Source organism: Streptomyces jumonjinensis, assembly GCF_009600885.1.
Classification (GTDB): domain Bacteria; phylum Actinomycetota; class Actinomycetes; order Streptomycetales; family Streptomycetaceae; genus Streptomyces; species Streptomyces jumonjinensis.
The window spans coordinates 56,526-79,103 of sequence record NZ_VCLA01000039.1 but is presented as its reverse complement, the minus strand read 5'-3'; the positions used below and the strand labels follow the sequence as shown (position 1 = coordinate 79,103).

Genomic DNA, 22,578 nt, shown 5'->3' with positions numbered 1-22,578 from the left:
TGTCACGTCGGAACACTTATCGGAGGGGCCCTGCATAAACGCGTATCGGGCCACTCGGGAATTATCCGGCGGGGTTGTCGTGACTTTCTCCGGTATTCAAGGAAACACGGACTGTGCACATGTCAGTTCATGGAGGTGATGAGGCTCCGGAGAAACGCGAGATCGACTTCTTCGAGGGAGCGGACGACGACGCGGCCCTCGGCGGGGGCGATGGGGGCGACGGACGGTACGGCGACCACCCGGCAGCCGGCCGCCTCGGCGGAGGCGACACCGGTCGCGGTGTCCTCGACGACGGCGCAGCGGGCCGGGTCGGCGCCGAGTTTCCGGGCGGCGAGCAGATAGGGGGCCGGGTGCGGTTTGGTGCGGGGGACCTCGTCTCCCGCGATGGAGAGGTCGAAGCGGCCGGGGCCGAGCGAGGCGAGGACGCGGTCGATGATGCGCCGGTGGGAGGCGGAGACCAGCGCGGTGGGGATGCGGTGGTCGGCGAGTTCGGCCAGCAGGCGGTCCGCGCCGGGCATCAGCGGCACTCCGCGGGTGATTCTGTCCTCGAACCGGTCGTTGAGCAGCACGGTCAGCTCGGGGAGGGTGATGTCGGCGCCCGTCACCTCGATGAGGTAGCCGGCGCTGCGGCTCATCGGGCCGCCGACGACGACATCGCGCCATGCCTCGTCCAGGGTGTGGCCGAGCTCGGCGAAGACCTCGGCCTCCGCCTCCCACCAGAAGCCCTCGGTGTCGACGAGGGTGCCGTCCATGTCGAGCAGCACGGCCGCCAGGCCGGGTGCGGTGTGGAGCAGGCCGGGGCGTGTTTCGGCCGTACGGGTCAGGGACGCGGGGACCGTGCTGGTCATCGGCACACCTCCGGGAGGGACGAGAAGGCCGGCCGCCTTTTCCCCGCGGCTTTCCCGGGGGGACAGGCGACCGGCCTGCATGGGACCGACAAGTGTACGACTCGGGCGGCCGGCGTGCCTGGGGATAACGGCGGGGGCCGGTCCGGGCAGGGTGTGCGGCCCCGGGTCCGGGGCCGCCGTCTGCGGTGCGCCCGGACCGGGGCGTACGCCTTCCCCGTGCCCGGACCGGCCCCCGCGGACGCCGTGCCTACGGACCGGGGCGCACCCGCCTGTCCGCGCCCGGGGCCGGGGCCGGTGCCGGGGGCGGGACCGGGGGCGGGGGCGGGGCCGGGGCGTGCGGCTACCGTGCGTTGAAGTACTTCGCCTCGGGGTGATGGATGACGATGGCGTCGGTGGACTGCTCGGGGTGGAGCTGGAACTCCTCGGAGAGCTGGACGCCGATCCGCTCCGGTTCGAGCAGTGCGGCGATCTTCGCCCGGTCCTCCAGATCGGGGCAGGCGCCGTAGCCGAGGGAGAATCGCGCGCCCCGGTACTTGAGGGCGAACATGTCCTCGACGTCGGCCGGGTCCTCGCCCGCGAAGCCGAGTTCGGCGCGGACCCGGGCGTGCCAGTACTCGGCGAGCGCCTCCGCCAGCTGGACGGAGAGGCCGTGCAGTTCGAGGTAGTCGCGGTAGGAGTCGGAGGCGAACAGCTCGGCGGTGGCCTCGCCGATCCTGGAGCCGACGGTGACGACCTGGAGGCCGACGACATCGGTCTCGCCGGACTCCTCGGGCCGGAAGAAGTCGGCCAGGCAGAGCCTGCGGCCCCGGCGCTGGCGCGGGAAGGAGAAGCGGGTGCGCTCCGAGCCGTCCTCGTTGAGCAGGATCAGATCGTCGCCCTTGGAGACGCAGGGGAAGTAGCCGTAGACGACGGCCGCCTCCAGCAGATTGCCGGTGTGGAGCCGCTCCAGCCAGCCGCGGAGCCTGGGCCGCCCCTCGCTCTCCACCAGCTCCTCGTAGGAGGGTCCGTCGCCGGCCCTGGTCTGCTTGAGGCCCCACTGGCCTTTGAAGAGCGCGCCTTCGTCGAGCCAGGAGGCGTACTCCTTCAGCTGGATGCCCTTGATCACCCGGGTGCCCCAGAACGGCGGGGACGGCACCGGGTTGTCGGTGGAGACGTCGGAGCGTACGGAGCCTTCATCCGGCCGCTCCTCCACGGCGATGCTCGCGGCGGGCCGGACCCGGCGCTGCTTGAGCTCGGGGAGTACGGCCCCGGGCACCCCCCGCTTGACGGCGATGAGGGCGTCCATCAGCCGCAGCCCCTCGAAGGCGTCGCGGGCGTAGCGGACCTCGCCCTCGTAGATCTCGTGCAGATCCTGTTCGACATAGGCGCGGGTCAGGGCGGCGCCGCCGAGGATGACGGGGTAGTCGGCGGCCAGTTTGCGCTGGTTGAGCTCCTCCAGGTTCTCCTTCATGATCACCGTGGATTTGACCAGCAGACCGGACATGCCGATCACATCGGCCCGGTGCTCCTCGGCGGCCTCCAGGATCGCCGACACCGGCTGTTTGATGCCGAGGTTGACGACGTTGTAGCCGTTGTTGGAGAGGATGATGTCGACGAGGTTCTTGCCGATGTCGTGGACGTCGCCGCGGACGGTGGCGAGCACGATGGTGCCCTTGCCCTCCGCGTCCGACTTCTCCATGTGCGGTTCGAGGTAGGCGACCGCGATCTTCATCACCTCGGCCGACTGGAGCACGAACGGCAGCTGCATCTGGCCGGAGCCGAAGAGCTCGCCGACGACCTTCATGCCCTCCAGCAGGGTGTCGTTGACGATGGCGAGGGCCGGGCGCTCCTGGAGCGCTTCGTCGAGGTCGGTCTCCAGGCCGTTCTTCTCGCCGTCGATGATGCGCCGCTGGAGCCGCTCGTCCAGCGGCAGTGCCAGCAGCTCCTCGGTCTTGCCCGCCTTGAGGGACTTGGTGTTGACGCCCTCGAAGAGCTCCATCAGCCGCTGGAGCGGGTCATAGCCCTCGGCGCGGCGGTCGTAGATGAGGTCGAGGGCGGTGTTGACCTGCTCATCGTCGAATCGCGCGATGGGCAGGATCTTGGAGGCGTGGACGATGGCGGAGTCCAGGCCGGCCTTGACGCACTCGTCGAGGAAGACGGAGTTGAGGAGGATGCGGGCGGCCGGGTTGAGGCCGAAGGAGATGTTGGAGAGGCCGAGCGTGGTCTGCACATCGGGGTGGCGGCGCTTCAGCTCGCGGATCGCCCCGATGGTGGCGATGCCGTCCTTGCGGGACTCCTCCTGGCCGGTGCAGATGGTGAAGGTGAGGGTGTCGATGAGGATGTCCGACTCATGGATGCCCCAGTTCCCGGTGAGGTCGTCGATGAGCCGCTCGGCGATGGCGATCTTGTGCTCGACGGTGCGGGCCTGGCCCTCCTCGTCGATGGTGAGGGCGATCAGGGCGGAGCCGTGCTCCTGGGCGAGCCGGGTGACCTGCGCGAAGCGGGAGTCGGGGCCGTCGCCGTCCTCGTAGTTGACGGAGTTGATGACCGCTCGGCCGCCCAGCTTCTCCAGGCCCGCCCGGATGACGTCGACCTCGGTGGAGTCGAGCACGATCGGGAGGGTGGAGGCGGTGGCGAAGCGGCCCGCCAGCTCCGCCATGTCGGCGACGCCGTTCCGGCCGACGTAGTCCACACAGAGGTCGAGCATGTGCGCGCCCTCGCGGATCTGGTCGCGGGCCATCTCCACACAGTCGTCCCAGCGGGCCTCCAGCATCGCCTCGCGGAACTTCTTCGAGCCGTTGGCGTTGGTCCGCTCGCCGATCGCCATGTACGCGGTGTCCTGGCGGAAGGGGACCGTCTGGTAGAGGGAGGCGGCGCCGGGCTCGGGCCGCGGTTCGCGCACGGCCGGGGCGAGGCCGCGGACCCGCTCCACCACCTGGCGCAGATGCTCCGGGGTGGTGCCGCAGCAGCCGCCGACCAGGGAGAGCCCGTACTCCCGTACAAAGGTTTCCTGGGCGTCTGCCAGTTCGGGCGCGCTGAGCGGATAGTGCGCGCCGTTCTTGCCGAGGACGGGCAGACCGGCGTTGGGCATACAGGACAGCGGGATACGGGAGTGGCGGGCCAGATAGCGCAGGTGCTCGCTCATCTCGGCGGGGCCGGTGGCGCAGTTCAGGCCGATCATGTCGATGCCGAGCGGCTCCAGGGCGGTCAGGGCCGCGCCGATCTCGGAGCCCAGCAGCATGGTGCCGGTGGTCTCGACGGTCACCGAGCAGATCAGGGGCAGATTCAGTCCGGAGATCTCCAGGGCGCGGCGGGCGCCGATGACGGCGGCCTTGGTCTGGAGCAGGTCCTGGGTGGTCTCCACGAGGAGGGCGTCCGCGCCGCCCGCGATCATGCCCTCGGCGTTCTGCTGGTAGGCGTCGCGGAGGGTGATGTACGGGGCGTGGCCCAGGGTGGGGAGTTTGGTGCCGGGGCCCATGGAGCCCAGCACCCAGCGCTGCTGTCCGGTGGCGGCGGTGAACTCGTCGGCGACCTCCCGGGCGATCCGTGCGCCCGCCTCGGCCAGCTCGTGGACGCGCTCGGGGATGTCGTACTCCGCCAGGGCCGCGTAATTGGTGCCGAAGGTGTTGGTCTCCACGCAGTCGACGCCGACCTCGAAGTAGGCCGCGTGAACCGATCGGACGATGTCCGGGCGGGTGACGTTGAGGATCTCGTTGCAGCCTTCGAGGTCCTGGAAGTCCTCAAGGGTGGGGTCCTGGGCCTGGAGCATGGTGCCCATCGCGCCGTCGGCCACGACGACTCTGGTGGCGAGCGCTTCCCGGAGCGCGGCGATACGGCTCCGGCTGTCGGCGGACGGGGCGGAAGAGGTCGGCAGCGAGGCCATGGAAGTGCTCCCTGGAGTGCGACGGCTGTCGGCTTTGCGTCTTCCGGCGGGAGGACGCACGGAGCCAGAGTAGCCGGGTGGGGCGGAGAGCGGCTCGGGTGTTCAAGCGATGTTCAAGCCACGACCCGGGGGGTGCTGTGGATCGGCCCCTCACGAGATACTCACTCAGCACTGACCAAGGTCGGCATCGACCGATAGTGTTCAGCATTGTCGAATAGCAGCGGGGAGAGGGCCGATCCGATGGCGAAGAACATCCAGTCGCTGGAGCGTGCGGCGGCGATGCTGCGACTGCTCGCCGGCGGAGAGCGCCGGCTGGGACTCTCGGACATCGCCTCCTCGCTGGATCTCGCCAAGGGGACCGCCCACGGGATTCTGCGCACGCTTCAGGCGGAGGGCTTCGTCGAGCAGGATCCGGCGTCGGGGCGCTATCAGCTGGGGGCGGAGCTGCTGCGGCTGGGCACGGGGTATCTGGATGTGCACGAGCTGCGCGCCCGCGCCCTGGTCTGGACCGACGATCTGGCCCGCTCCAGCGGGGAGAGCGTCCATCTGGGGGTCTCGCACCAGCACGGCGTGCTCATCGTCCACCATGTCTTCCGGCCCGACGACAGCCGGCAGGTGCTGGAGGTGGGGGCCATGCAGCCGCTGCACTCCACGGCGCTCGGCAAGGTCCTGGCGGCGTACGACCCGGTGGCGCACCAGGAGGCCGTGGAGATGGAGCGGGAGGCGTTCACCCCGCGCACGGTGACCTCGGCGGCGGAGTTCGAGTCGGTGCTCGACCTCGCGCGGGCGCGCGGCTGGGCGGCCGATGTGGAGGAGACCTGGGACGGGGTGGCCGCGGTGGCGGCGCCCATCCACGACCGGCGGCGGATGCCGGTGGGCGCGGTCGCCATCACGGGCGCGGTGGAGCGGGTCTGCGACGGGCGGGAGCTGCGGTCGGAGCTGATCGCGGCGGTACGGGACTGTGCGCGCGCGGTCTCCCGGGATCTGGGCGCGGGCCGCTTCTGAGCCCTGCGGGCGGGGAGGGGCGCAGCCCCGGCCGTCCCTGCTCGGGCGCAGCCCCGGCGGCCCCGGCTCGGGCGTGGCCCCGGCGGCCCCGGCTCGGGCGCGGCCCCGGCCGTCCTTGCTCGGGCGCAGCCCCGGCGGCCCCGGCTCGGGCGTGGCCCCGGCCGTCCTTGCTCGGGCACGTCCCCGGCGGCCCCGGCGTCCCGGCTCCGAGCTCTGCGGGCGGCGAAGGCCGCGTACCCGGCCGCCCCGCTTCCTAGCCTTGCGGACGCGTGACGTCACCAGGCAGGTGCCGAAGCCCTGCGGACGCGTGACGCTCACCCGCTGATGCCAGGCCCTGCGGGGCTCGGCGCCTGCCCGGCGCCGAGCCCCGCCGGCACGTCACGCACCCCGGCGCCGAGCCCCCTGGGCGCGTCCCGCACGGCCGCCGCCGGGTCCGGGGGCGGCCCCGAACGGCCCCGAACGGCCCCGAGCGGTCCCGGCCGACCCCGCCGGATCGCTCCGCACCCCCGCCGGCCTCCCCGGACGAACCGTGTGCCGGGCGGTTCCGGGCTCGCTGGCGCATCATCGATAACGATCGGGCTTTCGGGTCACACGGCCCTTGACGCCGTGTTAACCAGGGACAAAACTGCCGTTCATCGGTCGGCATTGTCGAACATCTACCGGCGATACCCGTTAGAGTGTGACAAGCGCCAAGAGCCGACAACGCCCTCACCTGAGGGCGCGGACCTCCGGGGGGACCCGGGGTTCGCCTTCCCCTGGACGAAGGACAAAGGAGTCGTGGTGTCCAGCTCCGACATCTTTATCGGCGAGACGATCGGAACCGCCGTTCTGATCCTCCTGGGCGGTGGCGTCGTCGCCGCCGTCACTCTCAAGAATTCCAAGGCCCGTGGCGCGGGCTTTCTGGCCATCACCATCGCGTGGGGCTTCGCCGTGATGACGGCCGTCTACATCAGTGGACCGCTCTCCGGCGCCCATCTGAACCCCGCGGTCACCCTCGGCATCGCGATCAAGGACGGGGTGTGGGACAACTTCGCCGTCTACATCGCCGGCCAGATGCTGGGCGCGATGATCGGCGCGGCCCTGTTCGTGCTCGCGTACTACGGACAGTTCCACGCCCACCTCACCGATCGCGAGATCATCGGCGACACGGCCGACAAGCCGATCGAGGGCCCGCACAACGGCAACGCCGGCCCGGTGCTCGGCATCTTCTCCACCGGCCCGGAGATCCGCGTCGTCTGGCAGAACCTCGCCACCGAGATCATCGGCACCGCCGTGCTGGTCCTCGCCGTGCTCACCCAGGGCCTCAACGACGAGGGCAAGGGCCTGAGCATCCTCGGCGGACTGATCACCGCCTTCGTCGTCGTCGGCATCGGCCTCTCGCTGGGCGGCCCCACCGGCTACGCCATCAACCCGGCCCGTGACCTCGGCCCCCGTATCGTCCATGCCCTGCTGCCGCTGCCCAACAAGGGCGGCTCCGACTGGGGCTACGCCTGGATCCCGATCGTCGGCCCGCTGGCCGGCGGAGCGCTCGCCGCGGGCCTCTACAACCTCGCGTTCGCCTGAGCCGTGAACCGAGACCGTACGCCGAACCGGCACAGCCGTATCCCCACTGACCACAGCAGGAGCAGACTGTGAGCGACACCTCCCAGACCACCAAGAGCCACGGGCACGGCCCCTTCATCGCGGCCATCGACCAGGGCACCACCTCCAGCCGCTGCATCGTCTTCGACAAGGACGGCCGGATCGTCTCGGTCGACCAGAAGGAGCACGAGCAGATCTTCCCGAAGCCCGGCTGGGTCGAGCACAACGCCATCGAGATCTGGGCCAACGTCCAGGAGGTCGTGGCGGGCGCGCTCGACAAGGCGGGCATCACCGCCGCCGACGTCAAGGCGATCGGCATCACCAACCAGCGCGAGACCACCCTGCTCTGGGACAAGGCCACCGGTGAGCCCGTCCACAACGCCATCGTGTGGCAGGACACCCGCACCGACGCGCTCTGCAAGGAGCTCGGCCGCAACGTCGGCCAGGACCGCTTCCGCCGCGAGACCGGGCTGCCGCTGGCGAGCTACTTCGCCGGACCGAAGGTCCGCTGGCTGCTCGACAACGTCGAGGGCCTGCGCGAGCGCGCCGAGCGCGGCGAGATCCTCTTCGGCACCATGGACTCCTGGGTCATCTGGAACCTGACCGGTGGAGCCGACGGCGGCGTGCACGTCACCGACGTCACCAACGCCTCCCGCACCATGCTGATGAACCTGCACACCATGGAGTGGGACGACAAGATCCTCACCTCCATGGAGGTCCCGGCGGCGCTCCTGCCCGAGATCCGCTCCTCCTCCGAGGTGTACGGCATCGCCAAGGGCGGCATCCTCGACGGCATCCCCGTCGCCTCCGCGCTCGGCGACCAGCAGGCCGCCCTCTTCGGCCAGACCTGCTTCGCCGAGGGCGAGGCCAAGTCGACGTACGGCACCGGCACCTTCATGCTGATGAACACCGGTGAGACGCCCGTCAACTCCTACAACGGACTGCTGACGACCGTCGGCTACCGCATCGGCGACCAGAAGGCGGTCTACGCCCTGGAGGGCTCGATCGCGGTCACCGGTTCGCTGGTGCAGTGGATGCGCGACCAGATGGGCCTGATCAAGTCCGCGGCCGAGATCGAGACCCTGGCCCTGTCGGTCGAGGACAACGGCGGCGCGTACGTCGTCCCCGCCTTCTCCGGACTGTTCGCCCCGTACTGGCGCTCCGACGCCCGCGGTGTGATCGCCGGTCTCACCCGCTATGTCACCAAGGCGCACATCGCCCGCGCCGTGCTTGAGGCCACCGCCTGGCAGACCCGCGAGATCACCGACGCCATGACGAAGGACTCCGGCGTCGAGCTGGCCGCGCTCAAGGTCGACGGCGGCATGACCTCCAACAACCTGCTGATGCAGACCCTCTCGGACTTCCTGGACGCGCCGGTGGTGCGTCCGATGGTCGCCGAGACGACCTGCCTCGGCGCCGCCTACGCCGCCGGTCTCGCCGTCGGCTTCTGGCCGGACACCGACGCGCTGCGCGCCAACTGGCGCCGGGCAGCCGAATGGACCCCGCGCATGGACGCCGAGCAGCGTGAGCGCGAGTACAAGAACTGGCTCAAGGCCGTTGAGCGGACCATGGGCTGGATCGAGGACGAGGAGTAATCGACATGACCACCCTGCAGAGCGTTCCGGCCCTCGGGACGCACCCGGCATCCGGCTCCCTCCCGAGCCGCGCCGAGACCCGGGACCAGCTCTCCAAGGCGACGTACGACCTCCTGGTCATCGGCGGCGGCATCCTGGGCATCTCCACCGCCTGGCATGCGGCGCAGTCCGGGCTGCGGGTGGCCCTGGTGGACGCCGGCGACTTCGCCGGCGCCACCTCCTCCGCCTCCTCCAAGCTGCTCCACGGCGGTCTGCGCTACCTCCAGACCGGTGCGGTGAAGCTGGTCGCGGAGAACCACTTCGAGCGCCGCGCGGTCTCCCGTGAGGTGGCCCCCCACCTCGCCAACCCGCTCACCTTCTATCTGCCGGTGTACAAGGGCGGCCCGCACGGCGCGGCCAAGCTCGGCGCGGGCGTGTTCGCGTACTCGGCGCTCTCCGCCTTCGGCGACGGCGTGGGCCATGTCATCAGCCCGGCGAAGGCGCAGCGCGATGTGCCCGAGCTGCGTACGGAGAATCTGAAGGCCGTCGCCGTCTACGGCGACGACCAGATGAACGACGCGCGGATGGCGCTGATGACGGTCCGCGCGGCCGTCGAGGCGGGCGCGACCGTCCTCAACCACGCCGAGGTCACCGGGCTGCGGTTCACCAAGGGACGGGTGACGGGCGCGGAGCTCAAGGACCGTACGGACGGTTCGGAGTTCGGCGTCGAGGCCCGGCTGGTGCTCAACGCGACCGGCCCGTGGGTGGATCATCTGCGCCGGATGGAGGACCCGGCGGCGGCGCCGTCGATCCGGCTGTCCAAGGGCGCGCACCTGGTGCTGAAGCGCACCTCGCCGTGGAAGGCCGCGCTGGCGACCCCGATCGACAAGTACCGCATCACCTTCGCCCTCCCCTGGGAGGACATGCTGCTGCTCGGTACGACGGACGAGGAGTTCGAGGGCGACCCGGGCGAGGTCGCGGTCACCGAGAAGGACACCGCCCAGATCCTGGACGAGGCCGCTTTCTCGGTCCGCGACCAGCAGCTGTCCCGGGACCTGATCACCTACTCGTTCGCGGGTCTGCGGGTGCTGCCGGGCGGTCCCGGCGACACCTCGAAGGCGAAGCGGGAGACCGTGGTGAGCGAGGGCCGCGGCGGCATGCTGTCGGTCGCGGGCGGCAAGTGGACGACGTTCCGTCATATCGGCCGTACGGTGATGAACAAGCTGGCCGCCCTGCCGGGGCAGCCGCTGGCCGAGGACATGGAGCCGATCTCGCGGCTGCCGAAGAAGGTCCCGCTGCCGGGCATAGCCAACCCCAACGCGGTGGCGCACCGGCTGATGGTCGACGGCGGCACGCCGGGGCCGCGGATGGCCGCGGACACCGCCCGTCATCTGGCCACCCACTACGGCTCGCTCTCCTTCGACATCGCGCGGCTCGCCAACGACGACCCGGCGCTGGCCGAGCGGATCCACCCGGACGCTCCGGAGATCTGGGCGCAGGTGGTGTACGCGCGTGACCACGAGTGGGCCGAGACGGCCGACGATGTGCTGCGCCGCCGTACCACGCTGACGATCCGGGGTCTGGCGACGGACGAGATCCGGGGCCGGGTGACGGATCTGCTGTCCGACCGGAAGTAGGTAGGTACCGGTCCGCTGAGCGGACCGGGAGCAGGTTCCCGCGCGTCCGGCGCGTGAGGTGAGTTGTGGGGCGGTCCTTCGGGGCCGCCCCACGCTGTACTCTCAGACATCGGATGATTCAACAGGAGCAAGGGGGGGCCTGGATGGCAGTCACCGACGAGGCGATCGAGAAGATCAAGGGGATGATCGTCTCGGGTGCGCTGCGGCCCGGGGACCGGCTGCCCAAGGAGAGCGAGCTCGCGGCGGAGCTGGGGCTGTCCCGTAATTCGCTGCGGGAGGCGGTGCGTGCGCTGTCGCTGATCCGGATCCTGGATGTGCGGCAGGGCGACGGCACCTATGTGACCAGTCTCGACCCCCAACTGCTGCTGGAGGCGCTGAGCTTCGTGGTGGACTTCCACCGCGACGACACGGTGCTGGAGTTTCTCTCCGTACGCCGGATCCTGGAGCCGGCGGCCACCGCGATGGCGGCGGCGCGGATCGGCGAGAGCGAGCTGGACGAGCTGAACGCGCAGCTCGACGCGTTGGGGGCGGAGCCTTCGGTGGAGGCGCTGGTGGCGGCGGACCTGGAGTTCCACCGCAGGATCGTGCAGTGGTCGGGTAATTCGGTGCTGTGTTCGCTGCTGGACGGGCTGTCGGGGCCGACGACGAGGGCGCGGGTGTGGCGGGGGCTGACCCAGAAGGACGCGGTCGCCCGCACCCTGCACGAGCACCGGGCGATTCTGGCGGCGCTGCGGGACCGGGACGCGGAGGCGGCGCGCTCCTGGGCGACGGTGCATGTGGCGAGCGTGGAGCAGTGGCTGCGGTCGACGCTCTGACTCTGAATCCGACTCCGACCGCGACGGCACAGGGGCGGGCCGGGGGGCCGGGCGGGCCGCGGGGGCTTCACTCCTGTCTCTCGCCGCCCGCGAAGCGGGAGATCACCAGTGCCACGATGATGATCGCGCCGTTGAGGAACTGGTTCCACAGCGCGGGCACCCCGCCCAGGGTCATCACATTGACGACGAGTTGCAGGGTGAGCACACCGGTGAGCGCGCCGAAGAGAGTGCCCCGGCCGCCCTTGAGGCTGATCCCGCCGATCACTGCCGCCGCGAACACCTGGAAGATCCAGCCGTTGCCCTGGGTGGCGGCGACCGAGCCGTAGTGGCCGGTGTAGAGGATTCCGGCGAACGCGGCGAGCAGCCCTCCGAGCGCGAGGACGGTCCAGGTGATCCTGTCGGTGCGGATACCCGCCGCCCGGGCGGCCTCCGGGTTGCCGCCGATCGCGTAGAGGGCGCGGCCCGGCCGGAGATAGGCGAGTGCCGCGCCGCCCGCGGCGAAGAGCGTCAGACAGATCCAGACGGCGGCGGGCACGCCGAGCCAGTCGGTCTTCCCGAGGTAGCGGAAGGACTCGGGCACATCGGTGAGAGATCTGCCCTCGGTGATGCCGACGTGGAGGCCGCGGAGCATGGTGAGCATGCCGAGTGTGGCGATGAATCCGTTGACCCGCAGCCTCAGGATGAGAAAGCCGTTGATGACGCCGATCACCGCGCCGGTCAGCAGACAGAGGGGGATCGCGGCCCCGGCGGGCAGCAGTTCCAGCCCGGCGAAGCGTCCGCCGTCGGCGGGGAGGACCAGCCACATGGCGATGACGGGGGCGATGCCGATGGTGGACTCCGGCGAGAGGTCCATCCGGCCGCAGATGAGGATCAGCGCCTGTCCGAGGACGAGCAGGCTCAGTTCGGAGGACTGCTGGACGACGCTGATGAGGTTGCCGGAGGTGAGGAAGACCGGGGAGACGGCGTAGCCGATCGCCATGAGCACCAGGATCACGGGCACCAGGGAGAAATCGCTCCACCGGATGGGGGCCGGAGGGCCGTCCTGACGGCCCCGCGCCGGGCGGGCGGCCGTGAGCCGTCGTATCCCCCGGCTCCCCCGCCGCTTCCACGTCGGCCGGTTCCCCGTCCCGGTCCCGGCCCCTGGCTCCGTCCCGTTCCCGGTCATGGGCGCTCACCCACGCCTTCCATCGCGGCCACCAGGTCCCGGTCGCTCCAGCCATGGGCGAAGTCGGCGACCACCCGCCCGTGGAAGAGGGCGAGCACCCGGTCGCACACCCGCAGATCGTCCAGCTCATCGGAGACGATCACGACCGCTCCCCCTTCGTCGGCGACCCGCCGTACGACGGCGAGCAGCGCGTCCTTGGATCTGACGTCGACGCCCGCGGTGGGCCGTATCGCTATCAGCGCACGCGGGCCGCGGGCGAGCGCCCGGGCGACGACGACTTTCTGCTGATTGCCGCCGGAGAGGTCGGAGACCGGCTGCCCGGGTCCGCTGGTGCGGATGTCCAGCGAGGAGATCAGGGCGCGGGCGAACTCCCGGGTACGGGCGGGCCGTACGGTCCCGAGGGGGCCGAGCCGGTCGGCGACGGTGAGGGTGGCGTTCTCGGCGACGCTGCGCCCGGGGATCAGGCCCTGGCGGTGGCGGTCCTCGGGGATGTAGCCGATGCCCGCTTTGAGCGCGTCCGGGACGCTGCCGGGTCTCACCTCCGTGCCGCCCACCGTGATCCTGCCGGTGCTCGCCCGGCGCATTCCGGCGAGGGTCTCGCCGATGGCGGTGCTCCCGCTGGCGGCGGCTCCGGCGAGGCCGAGCACCTCACCGGGGCGTACCGCGAGGTCGAGCGGTGCGAACGCGCCGCGCAGGGCGAGCCGTTCCGTGCGCAGCACGGGTTCGGCGGAGGCGGAGGCGGAGGCCGGGCCGGACGTGGCGGGCCGGCGGCGGGCCGCTCCCCCGGTGTCGCCTGTCATCGCGGCGACCAGTTCGTTCTCGGGCAGTGCGGCGACGGTCGCGGTGAGCACCTGGCGGGCGTCGCGGTAGACGGTGACGGCGGTGCAGAGCTCGTACACCTCCTGGAGGTGGTGGGAGATGTAGACGAACGCGACGCCCTGGCGCTGGAGTTCGCGGAGTCTGGTGAAGAGCCGCTGGATGCCGCGGGCGTCGAGCCGGGCGGTCGGCTCGTCCAGGACGATCAGCCGGGCCCCGAAGGAGAGCGCGCGGGCGATCTCCACGAACTGGCGCTGCTCGACGGTGAGGTCCTGGGCGCGGGTGCGGGGGTCGACGTCGACTCCGTACCCGGCCAGGAGCTCTCCGGCGCGCTGTCGCAGCCGTCGCCAGCCGATGAGGCGGCCGGGGCCGAAGCGGTTGAGGAAGAGGTTCTCGGCGACGGTGAGTTCGGGGACGGTCATCGATTTCTGGTGGACGCAGGCGACCGTGGACTGCCAGCCGGCCCGGTCCCCGGGGGCGGGCGCGGGCCGGCCCGCGAAGGCGACGGAGCCCGCGTCGGGCCGGCTCAGTCCGGTGACGATGGAGACGAGGGTGGATTTGCCCGCGCCGTTGCGGCCGACGAGCGCATGGGATTCGCCGGGCGCGACGGTGAGCCCGACCCCGTCGAGCGCCAGGGTCCGGCCGAAGCGTTTGACGATGCCCTCGGCGTGGAGCGCCGGTGCCGGCGCCGGCGTCGGATGGGACATGGTCAGCCCGTCTTCTCCAGTCGGTTGGCCCAGAGCGCGGGATCGTCCACGTTCTCCTTGGTGACCAGAGGCGCGGGCAGCTGGTCCTCCAGTCCGCCGGGGATCTCGACGATGGTGGAGCCGTGGTCGGTGGGGCCCGCGGTGAACTTCTTCCCGTCCAGGGCGGCTCTGGCGTAGCGCAGGGCGTGCTTTGCGTACAGATCGGCGGGCTGGGAGACGGTGGCGTCGATCTTCCCGGCTCTGATGGCGTCCAGCTCCTCGGGGATGCCGTCGTTGGAGACGATGGTGATGTGCCCGGGGTCGCCCGCGGGCTTCAGCAGTCCCCGCCGCTCCAGCAGGGCGAGGGTGGGCTGGAGGAAGACCCCGCCCGCCTGCATGTAGAGGCCGTCGACGTCGGGGTGGGCGGCCAGGGTCGACTGGAGTTTCGCCGAGGCGACGTCGCCCTTCCAGTCGGTGGCCAGCTCGAAGACCCTGATGCCGGGGAATTCGTCGGCCATGCAGGACGCGAACGCCTCGGAGCGGTCACGGCCGTTGACGGAGGCCAGGTCGCCCTGGAATTCGACCACCTTGCCCTTGCCGCCGAGCCGTTCGCCGAGGTATCGGCAGGCTTTCTCCCCGTACGCCCGGTTGTCGGCGCGTACGACCATGTAGACGGAGCCCTTGTCGGGCCGGGTGTCGACGCTGACGACGGGGATGTCCTTCTCTTCGAGGGTCTTGAGGGACTCGGCGATCGCGCCGGTGTCCTGGGGGGCCATGACGACGGCCCGGGCGCCCTGGTCGGTGAGGGTCCGGACGTTGGCGACGAGCTTTCCGATGTCGTTCTGGGAGTTGGTCGGCGGGAGGGCGTCGATGCCGTCGTCCTCGACGCCCTTCTCGATGTACTGCTGGTAGGAGTTCCAGAAGTCGCTGTCGCTGCGCGGCAGATCGATGCCGACGGTGCGACCGCCGTCCGCTCCCGAGCCGGATTCCCGGTTGCAGCCCGTCAGCGCCAGAGCCCCGAGCAGCAGGGTGCAGGAGGCCAGGGCGGTTGCCGTGCGCGCTCTCATATGTCCCGTCCTTTCGGTGGGGCCGCCCCGGCGGAGCGGCGCGTCCGGGCGTGTACGGAGGTGTACGGGCGTGTACGGGGTCAGCCGGCCGGGCGGGTCCGCAGTCCCTGCATGCCCCCGTCGACGGCGAGCGCGGCGCCGGTGACGGCGGCGGCGGCCGGGGAGGCGAGATAGCCGATGGCGGCGGCGACCTCGTCGGCGGTGACGAGCCGTCCGGTGGGCTGGCGGGCCGCCAGGGCCGCGCGCTCCGCCGCCGGGTCGTCGGCCCCATCGAGCAGCCGGGCGACCCAGGGCGTGTCGGCGGTGCCGGGGTTGACGCAGTTCACCCGTACGCCTTCGCTGACGTGGTCGGCGGCCATGGCGAGGGTGAGGGAGAGCACCGCGCCCTTGCTGGCGCTGTAGAGGGCACGCCGCGGCAGCCCCGCGGTGGCGGCGATGGAGCAGGTGTGGGTGATGGAGACCGCGCCGGGGCGGTCCCGCGCGGCGGCCCGCAGATACGGCATGGCGTGCCGGGCGACGCGGACCATGCCGAGGACGTTGACGTCGAGGACGTGCCGCCACTCGTCGTCGGGGTTGTCGGCGACGGTGCCGACGGCGCCGATGCCGGCGTTGGAGACGAGGGTGTGCAGCGCGCCGTACTCGGCGACGGTCCGCGACACCGCCGCGCGTACGGCGGTGTCGTCGGCGACGTCGGCGGTGAGCGGGAGTGCTCCCGGCGGGGTCCCCGCGCTCTCGCGGTCGAGGACGGCGACATGGGCGCCCCGGCTCAGCAGCAGCCGGGTCACGGCGGCCCCGATCCCGGACGCGCCGCCGGTGACGAGCGCGGTCATCCCCGCGAAGTCCCGGGGGCCGCCGGTGGCGGCGGCAGGGGCGGCAGGGGCGGCAGGGGCGGCGGTGGCCGGTTTCGGCGCGGCCGTCATGGGGTGACCTCCTGGGCGGTGCGGCGGGCCCGCCACACGGGGCCCTCCGGATAGCGGTGGGCGGCGATCGACTCGGGGAGCATCCGGGCGGAGAAGCCGGGGGCCCGGGGAGCGGCGTAGCGCCCGGAGACAATCACGGCGGGATCGGTGAAGTGCTCGTGGAGGTGGTCGACGTATTCGATGACCCGGCCGTCCCAGCTGCCGGAGACGGCGACGTAGTCGAACATCGCCAGATGCTGGACGAGTTCGCACAGTCCGACCCCGCCCGCGTGCGGGCAGACCGGCACTCCGTATTTCGCGGCGAGCAGCAGAATCGCGAGGTTCTCGTTCACGCCGGAGACCCGGGCGGCGTCGATCTGGACGAAGTCGACGGCCTCCGCCTGGAGCAGCTGTTTGAACACGACCCGGTTGGCGGCGTGCTCGCCGGTGGCGACCTTGACCGGCTGGCCCGCGCGGACGGCGGCATGGCCGAGGATGTCATCGGGGCTGGTCGGCTCCTCGATCCAGTACGGCTGGTACGGCGCGAGCGCGGTCATCCAGCGGACGGCGTCGTCGACCTCCCAGCGCTGGTTGGCGTCGACGGCGATGCGTACGGAGGGTCCGACGGCGGCGCGGGCGAGCCGCATCCGTCTGATGTCGTCGTCGATGTCGCCGCCGACCTTCAGTTTGATCTGTCCGAAGCCGTCGGCGACGGCTTCCTTGGCGAGCCGTACGAGTTTCTCGTCGCTGTAGCCGAGCCAGCCAGGGGAGGTGGTGTACGCGGGGTAGCCCTGTGCGCGGAGCCGTTCGGCCCGCTCGGCGCGGCCGGGTTCGGCGGCGCGCAGCAGGGCGAGCGCCTCCTCGCGGGTGAGGGCGTCGGTGAGATAGCGGAAGTCGACGAGGGAGACGAGCTCTTCGGGGGTCATCGCGGCGAGGTACTCCCAGACCGGCAGTCCGGCGCCGCGGGCGGCGAGATCCCAGGCGGCGTTGACGACCGCTCCGGCGGCCATGTGGATCACCCCCTTCTCGGGTCCGAGCCAGCGCAGTTGCGAGTCGTGGGTCAGCTCGGTGTGCAGGGCCGCGAGCGCGGTGGGGGTGGTGGGCGCGGGGCGTCCGACGACATGGGGGCGGAGTGCCTCGATGGCGGCGGCGGCGATGTCGTTGCCGCGGCCGATCGTGAAGCAGAATCCGTGCCCTTCGGCCCCGTCGCCGGTGCGGATCACCACATAGGCGGCCGAGTAGTCGGGGTCCGGGTTCATGGCGTCGGAGCCGTCGAACTGTTCCGAAGTGGGAAAGCGGATGTCGTGGACCTCGAATTCCGTGACGGTCGTTGTCATCGGCTCACTCCCGCGAGAAGAACATCGGACCTCTCGGTCATCCGATGTATAGCGCCGTCCGCGCGCCATAGTCCAGGGTCGTGCGGAAAGTCATGCCCCACAGCTCGGATGAATGCGGGGACGGGTTGGGTATTGGCCCAGGTGATGCGTGTCCGGTCGAAGTTCACCCGCCCGAGCCCGGGGGCTGCGGCGGAAGACCAGGTAAGCCGTAAGGTTGGGGCGTACACGAGGGAACTTGGGAAGGAGGCACTGGGTGATCGAGCTCGCGGGGGTACCCGAGCTGATCGACCCGGTCATGGTGGCCGCGTTCGAGGGCTGGAACGACGCGGGAGACGCCGCCTCCACTGCGGTCGCGCATCTGGACCGGGAGTGGAAGGGCGAGGTCTTCGCGGCGCTGGACGCCGAGGACTACTACGACTTCCAGGTCAACCGGCCCACGGTGTGGCTGGACGGCGGAGTACGGAAGATCACCTGGCCCACGACCCGGCTCTCCGTCATCCGGGTCGGCGGCGACAATCCACGTGATCTGGTACTGGTACGCGGCATAGAGCCGTCCATGCGCTGGCGCTCGTTCTGCAATGAGATCCTCGGCTTCGCCCATGAACTGGGCGTCGAGATGGTGGTGATCCTCGGAGCGCTGCTCGGGGACACCCCGCACACCCGGCCGGTGCCGGTCAGCGGGATCACCTCGGATCCGGATCGGGCCAGGACGATGGAGCTGGAGGAGACCCGGTACGAGGGACCGACCGGGATCGTCGGCATTCTCCAGGAGGCGTGCACCCATGCGGGCGTTCCCGCCGTGAGCCTGTGGGCGGCGGTGCCGCACTATGTGTCGCAGCCGCCCAACCCCAAGGCGACGCTGGCGCTGCTCAACCGGCTGGAGGATCTGATCGGTCTGCGGATCCCGCTGGGCGAACTGCCCGAGGACGCGCGGGCGTGGCAGCTCGGCGTGGATCAACTGGCCGCGGAGGACAGCGAGGTGGCGGAGTACGTCCAGACGCTGGAGGAGGCCCGGGACACGGCGGAGCTGCCCGAGGCGTCGGGCGAGGCGATCGCCCGGGAGTTCGAGCGGTATCTGCGGCGGCGGGACGGCGGGCCGGGCGGTCCGCCCGGGGTCGCGACGGACGGCGGCGAGGGCGGCGGCTTTCTGCGGGAACCCGGCGGCGGGCTGAACCGGCCGTCGAAGCCGCAGCGTTCGGAGCCGTCGCCGGAGCCGCCTCTGGAACAGCAGGAACGGCAGTCCACCGAGCAGGAGGCCACCGAGCGGGAGGCCGACGAGCCGAAGCCCCCGGTCCCGGAGCGGGCGAAGGAGCCGCCGAAGCGGAAGCGGAGACCGCCGAAGAAGGAGACCCGGGAAGCAGAGGCTCCGGAAGCGGAGGCCCCGGAAGCCAGGGCCGCCGACCCCGAGGCCCCGGAGCCGGGCCCGGGAGCCGATGGCGGCAAGGACGCGCCGGAGGACTGAGCGGGACGGCTCGGCCCGCCATAAGCGAAAGGCGCCGGACGGTCCACGACCGTCCGGCGCCTTCGCTTATGGAGCGGGCGCTACAGAGCCACGCCGAGCAGTGCGTCCACGGCCCGGGAGACCAGGCCGGGCGAGCCCTCGTCCGTACCGCCGTCCGCGTCCTGGCGCCGGGCCCAGTGATCGACGGCGCGGAGCGCGGCGGGGGCGTCGAGATCGTCCGCGAGGGCCTCGCGGATCTCCTCGACCAGGGCGTCGGCGGACGGCCCATCGGGCCGCGAGACCGCCGCGCGCCAGCGCGCGAGCCGCTCCTGCGCCTCCTCCAGGATCGCGTCGGTCCACTCCCAGTCCGCCCGGTAGTGGTGCGAGAGCAGGGCGAGCCGGATGGCGGCGGGGTCGACGCCCGCACGGCGCAGCGCGGAGACGAAGACCAGGTTGCCCCGGGACTTCGACATCTTCTCGCCGTCGAGCGCGACCATGCCCGCGTGGACGTACGCCTTGGCGAAGGGGTGCTCGCCGGTGAGGGCCTGGGCGTGGGACGCGCCCATCTCATGGTGCGGGAAGACCAGGTCGGAGCCGCCGCCCTGGATGTCGAAGCCCATGCCGAGGTGGTCGAGCGCGATGGCGACGCACTCGATGTGCCAGCCGGGCCGGCCACGGCCGAGGCTGCCGCCGTCCCAGCTGGGCTCGCCCTCGCGGGCGGCCAGCCACAGCATCGGGTCGAGCGGGTTCTTCTTCCCGGGGCGGTCCGGGTCGCCGCCGCGTTCGGCGGAGAGCAGCCGCATGGCCTCGGCGTCGAGATGGGAGACCTCGCCGAAGTGCGGATCGGCCTCGACGGAGAAGTAGACGTCGCCTTCCAGTTCATAGGCGGCTCCGGCGTCGCGGAGCCGCTCGACGAGCGGGACGATGGCGGGTATCGCCTCGACGGCGCCGATGTAGTGGCGCGGCGGAAGCATCCGCAGCGCGGTCATGTCCTCGCGGAAGAGGGCCGTCTCACGTTCGGCGAGCCGGGTCCAGTCGTGTCCGTCGCGGATGGCGCGTTCGAGGAGCGGGTCATCGACGTCGGTGACGTTCTGGACGTAGTGAACCTGCCGCTTGGTGTCGAGCCACACGCGCTGAACGAGGTCGAACGCGTTGTAGGTCGCCGCGTGACCTATATGGGTCGCGTCGTACGGCGTGATGCCGCAGACATAGATACGGGCGACGGGACCGGGGTCGAGAGTGATCGACTCACCGGTCGCGGTGTCGTGGATCCGGAGGTCGCGGCCCTTGCCAGGCAGGGCGGGGACCTCAGAAGCGGGCCAGGCATGCATGCATCGAGACTAACCGGACGGCTGATCCGTTTACGAACCGGATCACGCCAGTTGACCGTATAGGCACTCTTGCGAAGTGATGCCCTGGTGTGTTGGGGCTGCTCGGCGGGGGGGGGGAGGCAGGCGGCCGGGGCCGGGCCCTGGGCCAGGGCCCGTATGGATCAGAGCCCGCGCGGTATCCCAGTATCCCGGTCATACGGCCCGGCGGGCGGGAAGACCAGCCCAGGGGTCAGAGCGGCGGCCAGGGGATCGCCGGCCACTCGCCCGACGGTGCCGGATGCTTCCCCGAGGCCACCAGCGCGGCCACCCTCGCCCGTACCGCCGCCACCTCCGCCGGTGTCAGCAGCTGCGCCAGACGGGTGACCAGCGGCCCGCCGTCCGCCAGGGCCGAGGAGAGGGCCCCGAGGGCCGCCAGCGCCTCCGGCGGCAGCGGCTCCCCCGCCCAGCCCCACAGCAGGGTCCGCAGCTTGTCGTCCACATTGAACGTGACCCCGTGATCGATCGCGTACAGCACTCCGTCCGGCGCGGGCAGCAGATGCCCGCCCTTGCGGTCGCCGTTGTTGATCACCGCGTCCAGGACCGCCAGCCGCCGCAGGCGCGCGTCGTCGGCGTGGACCAGCAGCGCCGTGCGCCCCTCGCCCACCTCCGCGAAGCCGACCGCCTTCCACCCCTGGCCCGGCTGCTCCTCCTCCACCAGCGCCAGCAGCTCGGCGGCGGGATCGGCCTCGATCCACAGCTGGACCATTCCCTCGCCGTACGGGCCGTCCCGGAGCACGGTGGGCGGCACCAGATGCCAGCCGAGCACCTCGCTGATCTCGTACGCCGCCACCTCGCGCTGCGCCAGCGTCCCGTCCGGGAAGTCCCAGAGCGGACGCTCGCCCGCGACCGGCTTGTAGACGCAGGACGCCTCCTCGCCGGCGTAGGAGACGGAGCAGAACAGCACCGCGTTGGACGCCTCGCGCACCTGGCCGCGCACGGTCAGCTCGCCCTTGGCGAGCAGTTCGAGCGGTTCGAGCGGTTCGAGCAGTCCGGGCTGTTCGGGCTGTTCGGGCTGTTCCGGGGAGGAGCTCACGCTCCCCGCCGGTATCCGTTCTGGCGCGGGCATACATGTCCTTCCGGGTCGAGCGGCAGGCTGCACAGCGGGCAGGGGGGACGGCCGGCGTTGACCACGTCCAGCGCGCGCTTGGCGAAGGCTCGCGCCTGCGCCCCGGTCAGCCGCACCCGCAGCATCGGCGGACCGTTCTCCTCGTCCTGGAGCAGCCGCTCCTCGGCCTCCGCGAGATCCTCCTCGGAGTCCGCGTCCAGCTCGACCAGCGCCTGCGCCTCGACGATCATGCGCTGTTCGTCGCCGTCCCACGCCAGCGCCATCGTGCCGACCCGGAACTCCTCCTCGACCGGGGAGTCAAGCGGCGCGGTGTCGGCGACGTCGGCGGGCGCGACGGCGGGAACCGGGGCATTGCCCCCGGTCCGGCGCACGACCTCGTCGAGCAGCTCGTCGATCCGCTCGGCCAGCGCGGAGACCTGGGTCTTCTCCAGCGCCACGCTGGTGACGCGCCCTCCGGCCGACGCCTGGAGAAAGAACGTACGGCGTCCAGGCAGCCCGACCGTACCGGCCACGAACCGGTCCGGCGGGTCGTAGAGGAACACCTGACGGGACACGTTCTCTCCCTCAAAAATCGGGATCTATGGGCATGTACATCTCAGAACAGCCTGTACGGGCATACGGGCTTTCGGCGCGTCCACCCTACTGCGCCCGGCGATCACGGAGCGCCCGCGCCGCCGCCCACGACGGCGTCCGCCGAGCCGTCCCGCTCCCCGCCGCCGCGCGGGGCCAGGGATCCGAGCTCGCCCGTGTCGCCGAGACGCAGCAGAAACGGGCGGGTGCGGGTGTAGCGGATCGCTGTCGCGGAACACGGTTCCACATGGATCCGCTGGAACAGATCGAGATGCATCCCGAGCGCGTCCGCGACGAGCGCCTTGATGACGTCGCCGTGCGAGCACATCACATAGAGCGCGTCCTCGCCGTGGGCGGCGTCGACCCGCGCGTTCCAGTCGCGTACGGCGTCCACCGCCCGCGCCTGCATGGCCCGCATGGACTCGCCGCCGGGGAAGACCGCCGCCGAGGGGTGCTGCTGGACGACCTCCATCAGCGGTTCGCCGGCGAGCTCCCCCAGCTTGCGCCCCGACCAGTCGCCGTAGTCGCACTCCCCGATGCGCTCGTCCGTCCGCAGCACGAGCTCCGGCCGGGCGTCGAGCAGCGGCTGGAGCGTCTGCGCACAGCGCTCCAGGGGGCTGCTGACGACAGCGGCGAGCGGTACGCCGGCGAGGCGGGCCGGCAGCCCGGCGGCCTGTGCGGCGCCGCGCTCGTCGAGGTGGACGCCCGGCGTCCGGCCGGCGAGCACCCCCGCGGTGTTGGCGGTGGAGCGTCCGTGGCGTACGAGGATCAGCGTGGCCATGTCCGCCAGCCTAGGCCGCCGCGCGTCGTGGGGTGCGCCGGGGTGGCACGCGCGGAAG

General features: G+C 71.4%; 16 protein-coding genes and 1 pseudogene. 6 read left to right on the top strand and 11 right to left on the bottom strand.

Annotated elements, in window-relative coordinates; all coding sequences use genetic code 11:
• Positions 1-122 precede the first annotated feature (122 nt).
• Entirely contained in the window at positions 123-848 is a 726-nt protein-coding gene (locus FF041_RS05380; protein ID WP_153521250.1) for an HAD family hydrolase, read from the bottom strand.
• 340 nt (positions 849-1,188) lie between these two features.
• Complete coding sequence (gene metH / locus FF041_RS05375; RefSeq protein WP_153521249.1) at positions 1,189-4,710, bottom strand: methionine synthase; 3,522 nt, start codon at positions 4,708-4,710, stop codon at positions 1,189-1,191.
• A 240-nt stretch (positions 4,711-4,950) separates the two neighbouring features.
• On the opposite strand from metH, the gene FF041_RS05370 reads away from it, so the two are divergent.
• The 5 genes from FF041_RS05370 (at position 4,951) to FF041_RS05350 (ending at position 11,322) form a co-directional block, all read left to right on the top strand.
• The gene (locus FF041_RS05370; RefSeq protein ID WP_153521248.1) at positions 4,951-5,715 is read left to right on the top strand and encodes an IclR family transcriptional regulator; all 765 of its coding nucleotides are present in this window, start codon (positions 4,951-4,953) and stop codon (positions 5,713-5,715) included.
• Positions 5,716-6,495: 780 nt separating this feature from the next.
• The gene (locus FF041_RS05365) at positions 6,496-7,278 is read left to right on the top strand and encodes an MIP/aquaporin family protein (protein ID WP_323391274.1); all 783 of its coding nucleotides are present in this window, start codon (positions 6,496-6,498) and stop codon (positions 7,276-7,278) included.
• 68 nt (positions 7,279-7,346) lie between these two features.
• Positions 7,347-8,891 carry a glycerol kinase GlpK gene (gene glpK / locus FF041_RS05360; RefSeq protein ID WP_323391272.1) on the top strand — a complete coding sequence of 515 codons (1,545 nt, stop codon included), beginning with the start codon at positions 7,347-7,349 and terminating at the stop codon, positions 8,889-8,891.
• A gap of 5 nt (positions 8,892-8,896) precedes the next feature.
• The gene (locus FF041_RS05355; protein ID WP_153521246.1) at positions 8,897-10,507 is read left to right on the top strand and encodes a glycerol-3-phosphate dehydrogenase/oxidase; all 1,611 of its coding nucleotides are present in this window, start codon (positions 8,897-8,899) and stop codon (positions 10,505-10,507) included.
• 143 nt (positions 10,508-10,650) lie between these two features.
• Positions 10,651-11,322: a FadR/GntR family transcriptional regulator gene (locus FF041_RS05350; protein WP_153483700.1), complete on the top strand. Its 672-nt coding sequence runs from the start codon at positions 10,651-10,653 to the stop codon at positions 11,320-11,322.
• A 67-nt stretch (positions 11,323-11,389) separates the two neighbouring features.
• Here FF041_RS05350 and FF041_RS05345 read toward each other — a convergent pair whose 3' ends face one another.
• From FF041_RS05345 to FF041_RS05325, 5 genes are all read right to left on the bottom strand, one after another.
• Positions 11,390-12,487: an ABC transporter permease gene (locus FF041_RS05345; protein ID WP_153521245.1), complete on the bottom strand. Its 1,098-nt coding sequence runs from the start codon at positions 12,485-12,487 to the stop codon at positions 11,390-11,392.
• Entirely contained in the window at positions 12,484-14,010 is a 1,527-nt protein-coding gene (locus FF041_RS05340) for a sugar ABC transporter ATP-binding protein (RefSeq protein WP_153521244.1), read from the bottom strand. The genes FF041_RS05345 and FF041_RS05340 overlap by 4 nt, the downstream gene beginning before the upstream one ends.
• A 2-nt stretch (positions 14,011-14,012) precedes the next feature.
• Positions 14,013-15,056, bottom strand: a complete 1,044-nt coding sequence (locus FF041_RS05335; RefSeq protein ID WP_153521243.1) for a sugar ABC transporter substrate-binding protein — start codon at positions 15,054-15,056, stop codon at positions 14,013-14,015.
• Between the two features lie 80 nt (positions 15,057-15,136).
• Entirely contained in the window at positions 15,137-15,886 is a 750-nt protein-coding gene (locus FF041_RS05330; protein WP_228388037.1) for an SDR family NAD(P)-dependent oxidoreductase, read from the bottom strand.
• Between the two features lie 86 nt (positions 15,887-15,972).
• A complete protein-coding gene (locus FF041_RS05325) occupies positions 15,973-17,292 on the bottom strand; it encodes an enolase C-terminal domain-like protein (RefSeq protein ID WP_153521241.1) in 1,320 nt (439 codons plus the stop codon).
• A 253-nt stretch (positions 17,293-17,545) separates the two neighbouring features.
• On the opposite strand from FF041_RS05325, the pseudogene FF041_RS05320 reads away from it, so the two are divergent.
• Positions 17,546-18,517: pseudogene (locus tag FF041_RS05320) on the top strand (PAC2 family protein); the annotation flags it as partial.
• A gap of 317 nt (positions 18,518-18,834) precedes the next feature.
• Here FF041_RS05320 and mshC read toward each other — a convergent pair.
• The 4 genes from mshC to FF041_RS05300 all read right to left on the bottom strand — a co-directional run bounded on the left by mshC (position 18,835) and on the right by FF041_RS05300 (position 22,520).
• Positions 18,835-20,064, bottom strand: coding sequence for a cysteine--1-D-myo-inosityl 2-amino-2-deoxy-alpha-D-glucopyranoside ligase (mshC, locus tag FF041_RS05315; protein WP_153521240.1), 1,230 nt, complete (start codon positions 20,062-20,064; stop codon positions 18,835-18,837).
• Positions 20,065-20,293: 229 nt separating this feature from the next.
• Positions 20,294-21,169 (bottom strand): SCO1664 family protein, encoded by an 876-nt coding sequence (locus FF041_RS05310; RefSeq protein ID WP_153521239.1) that lies wholly within the window; start codon positions 21,167-21,169, stop codon positions 20,294-20,296.
• Positions 21,133-21,723 carry a DUF3090 domain-containing protein gene (locus tag FF041_RS05305; RefSeq protein ID WP_323371701.1) on the bottom strand — a complete coding sequence of 197 codons (591 nt, stop codon included), beginning with the start codon at positions 21,721-21,723 and terminating at the stop codon, positions 21,133-21,135. The genes FF041_RS05310 and FF041_RS05305 overlap by 37 nt, the downstream gene beginning before the upstream one ends.
• 101 nt (positions 21,724-21,824) lie before the next feature.
• Complete coding sequence (locus tag FF041_RS05300) at positions 21,825-22,520, bottom strand: histidine phosphatase family protein (RefSeq protein WP_153483719.1); 696 nt, start codon at positions 22,518-22,520, stop codon at positions 21,825-21,827.
• Between the last annotated feature and the right edge of the window lie 58 nt (positions 22,521-22,578).

Bases quoted from the DNA above. Each gene is read 5' to 3' on its own strand.
- FF041_RS05380 (WP_153521250.1), bottom strand. From the start codon at position 848: ATGACCAGCACGGTCCCCGCGTCCCTGACCCGTACGGCCGAAACACGC.
- metH (WP_153521249.1), bottom strand. From the start codon at position 4,710: ATGGCCTCGCTGCCGACCTCTTCCGCCCCGTCCGCCGACAGCCGGAGC.
- FF041_RS05370 (WP_153521248.1), top strand. From the start codon at position 4,951: ATGGCGAAGAACATCCAGTCGCTGGAGCGTGCGGCGGCGATGCTGCGA.
- FF041_RS05355 (WP_153521246.1), top strand. From the start codon at position 8,897: ATGACCACCCTGCAGAGCGTTCCGGCCCTCGGGACGCACCCGGCATCC.
- FF041_RS05350 (WP_153483700.1), top strand. From the start codon at position 10,651: ATGGCAGTCACCGACGAGGCGATCGAGAAGATCAAGGGGATGATCGTC.
- FF041_RS05345 (WP_153521245.1), bottom strand. From the start codon at position 12,487: ATGACCGGGAACGGGACGGAGCCAGGGGCCGGGACCGGGACGGGGAAC.
- FF041_RS05340 (WP_153521244.1), bottom strand. From the start codon at position 14,010: ATGTCCCATCCGACGCCGGCGCCGGCACCGGCGCTCCACGCCGAGGGC.
- FF041_RS05335 (WP_153521243.1), bottom strand. From the start codon at position 15,056: ATGAGAGCGCGCACGGCAACCGCCCTGGCCTCCTGCACCCTGCTGCTC.
- FF041_RS05330 (WP_228388037.1), bottom strand. From the start codon at position 15,886: ATGACCGCGCTCGTCACCGGCGGCGCGTCCGGGATCGGGGCCGCCGTG.
- FF041_RS05325 (WP_153521241.1), bottom strand. From the start codon at position 17,292: ATGACAACGACCGTCACGGAATTCGAGGTCCACGACATCCGCTTTCCC.
- mshC (WP_153521240.1), bottom strand. From the start codon at position 20,064: ATGCATGCCTGGCCCGCTTCTGAGGTCCCCGCCCTGCCTGGCAAGGGC.
- FF041_RS05310 (WP_153521239.1), bottom strand. From the start codon at position 21,169: ATGCCCGCGCCAGAACGGATACCGGCGGGGAGCGTGAGCTCCTCCCCG.
- FF041_RS05300 (WP_153483719.1), bottom strand. From the start codon at position 22,520: ATGGCCACGCTGATCCTCGTACGCCACGGACGCTCCACCGCCAACACC.